At 49.2% G+C, this 2,506-nt stretch carries 3 protein-coding genes; all 3 read left to right on the top strand.

Features of this window, described 5'->3' with window-relative positions; all coding sequences use genetic code 11:
• The first annotated feature begins 107 nt into the window (after window positions 1-107).
• The 3 genes from H6A20_RS12905 to H6A20_RS12915 are packed head-to-tail and all read left to right on the top strand — an operon-like array spanning window position 108 to window position 2,264.
• The gene (locus H6A20_RS12905) at window positions 108-419 is read left to right on the top strand and encodes a branched-chain amino acid ABC transporter permease (RefSeq protein ID WP_204907508.1); all 312 of its coding nucleotides are present in this window, start codon (window positions 108-110) and stop codon (window positions 417-419) included.
• 3 nt (window positions 420-422) lie between these two features.
• Window positions 423-749, top strand: a complete 327-nt coding sequence (locus H6A20_RS12910) for a ribonuclease (protein WP_204907509.1) — start codon at window positions 423-425, stop codon at window positions 747-749.
• Window positions 750-809: 60 nt separating this feature from the next.
• Window positions 810-2,264 (top strand): GH25 family lysozyme, encoded by a 1,455-nt coding sequence (locus tag H6A20_RS12915; RefSeq protein WP_204907510.1) that lies wholly within the window; start codon window positions 810-812, stop codon window positions 2,262-2,264.
• Window positions 2,265-2,506 lie beyond the last annotated feature (242 nt).

A 2,506-nucleotide genomic window follows, 5' to 3' on the forward strand; every position in this document is an offset into this window, starting at 1 on the left:
CAAACAGTTATTTGTTATATAGATAGGAGCGTGATCAATATGAGAATTCGAGCTAGACCGTGAACCGGTCTTATTTTTGTGGCATAAAATATAGGAGGTACAGTCCGATGTATATAAACATTGAGACAATCATTACTGCAGGCAGTCTGATCGCAGCACTGGGTGTGATCGGTGGAATGTTGATCGCGGCTTATCGTTTTTTCAGAAAGCCAGATGAACTGGAAACGAAGATCGAGAAGATCCGAAAGACTCATGAGGATGATATCAGGAAGATAAACGAAGAACAGTGTCTGATCACATATGGCCTTCTGGCCTGCCTGAAAGGTCTCAAAGAGCAGGGCTGCAACGGCCCCGTAACTGACGGTATCAATAAAATTGAAAAGCACCTGAACAAACAGGCGCATGATATGGAGGAATAGACTATGAATGTAGAAGTATTAATGGAATATGTTACTTATGCGCTGATCGTGATCGGCGTTCTGGCCTTCCTGGTCAGCATCATCACCCAGGTGATCAAGGAGATGCCCGGGCTCAAAAATATCCAGACAAACGCTGTTGCGCTGGTTGTTGCGTTGATCCTATGTCCCCTGGCGGTTGTAATACTGTGTATTTATCTGCAGATAACGATCATGTGGTATTATATTGTCGGATCCGTGATCGCGGCATTTATCGTTTACCTGGTCGCTACCGGCGGCTGGGAGAAGGTCGCGGAGATGTGGAGCCGGACAAAGTATAATAAGACGAAATAAACCAGAGGACGGGAAACCGTCTTCTTTTTGTTGCGACGTGCAACAGGAAGGAGATAGACTATGAGTATGAATGGAATTGATATCAGTAACCATCAGGGACGTGCAGGATTTGATCTTGCGAAGGTCCCCTGCGATTTCGTGATATGCAAAGCGACGGAAGGGACCGGATTTGTGGACGCATACTGCGACGGGTTTGTGCAGAAAGCTATTGCAATGGGGAAGCCGTTCGGGGTGTATCATTTTGCAACTGGAAAAACTTCCGGCCGTACAGAGGCGGACTTTTTCTATAAAAACATTAAGGGTTATGTGGGGAAAGGCATTCTTATTCTTGACTGGGAAGGATCCGCGGTTGGCCGTGGCGTGAGTTATGCGAAAGAATTCCTTGACCGGCTGCAGGAGCTGACGGGGGTTAAGGGACTCCTATACTCCTATAACAACTGTATTAACAGCTACAACTGGGCGCCTGTGGCACAGGCTGATTATGGGCTGTGGAATGCCGGCTATTATGCCGGCGATACGATTATGGGATACAACCCGTCCGCGCCGTTATACGGTGGAACGGGGGCATGGGCGGGAGCTGCCATGTACCAGTACACATCTCATGGCCGGCTGTCAGGTTATTCGGGAAACCTTGACCTGAATGTTTTCTATGGGGATCGGAACGCCTGGGCTGCCTACGCAAAGGGAAAAGCTGTCAATACGGATCCGGATGGGGATATACGATCTGGAGGGACCAGACAGTCATCCGGCAGCACAAAGGGAACCGTTAATTATCAGGTGCATGTCCGCGGTGACGGTTGGCTGAATTGGAAGTCAGATGGACAGATGGCGGGCACGACCGGTCAGAACCGGCGGATCGAAGCTCTGCGCATCGATATGCCTGGTGATCCCGAAATCAAACTGCATCTTCGCACAGATGGAGATGTGTCCTATAAAGACATCGGGGCAGATACAATCCTGGGAACGACTGGAAAGAAAAAGAGAGTGGAAGCCATTTCGATCAAGAGCGACAGCGTCCATTACGCCTACCGCGTACACCAAAAGAAATATGGCTGGAGCGAGTGGGAGATCGATGGTGAGTGGGCTGGAGTGAGAGGTGCTTCCTGTCAGCTTGAAGCGGTGGAGATCCGTAATCCCGAGTTATTAATCCAGGCGCATGTTCAGACTAAGGGGTGGCTGACGAAAGTCCCGGATGGCTGTGTGATCGGAACAACTGGCGCAGGGCTGCGGCTTGAAGCGTTAAAGATTGATCCTCTGGAAAAGACGATCAAAGTAAAAGCTCACATACAGACTGATGGTTGGGTAGACTACGGTGCAATCACTAAGGATACGATCATCGGAACGACTGGTGAAAAGAAGCGTTTGGAATGTCTGTGCCTGGAGGGAGATTTTGAGTGGCGGGCGCATCTTGCAAAGAGCGGCTGGACAGACTGGACAGAAGCGGACGGGGTGGCTACGCTCGGAACGGTTGGGCAGTCTCTTCAGATGGAGGCTATTGAGATCAGACGTAAATAATACAATCCCCGGGGCCGTCAGAAGCTCTGGGGAGATTTCTTCATTAAATCTTGCCATTTAGTATATAAATATGAAGAAGAGAAAACGCGATTGACAAAAAGAGGAAAGAGAGATAAAATCAACATGTCTCAAAAATGTCTCACGAGGAGACGCGGAAGTACTGTAAAACAGGGCGTTGCGGGCATTTCGATACCTTGACTTTTAATCAAGTTGTCCGGGGTTCGAGCCCCCGCACGCTCATG

The organism is Mordavella massiliensis (genome assembly GCF_016901695.1).
Lineage (GTDB): Bacteria > Bacillota > Clostridia > Lachnospirales > Lachnospiraceae > Claveliimonas > Claveliimonas massiliensis_A.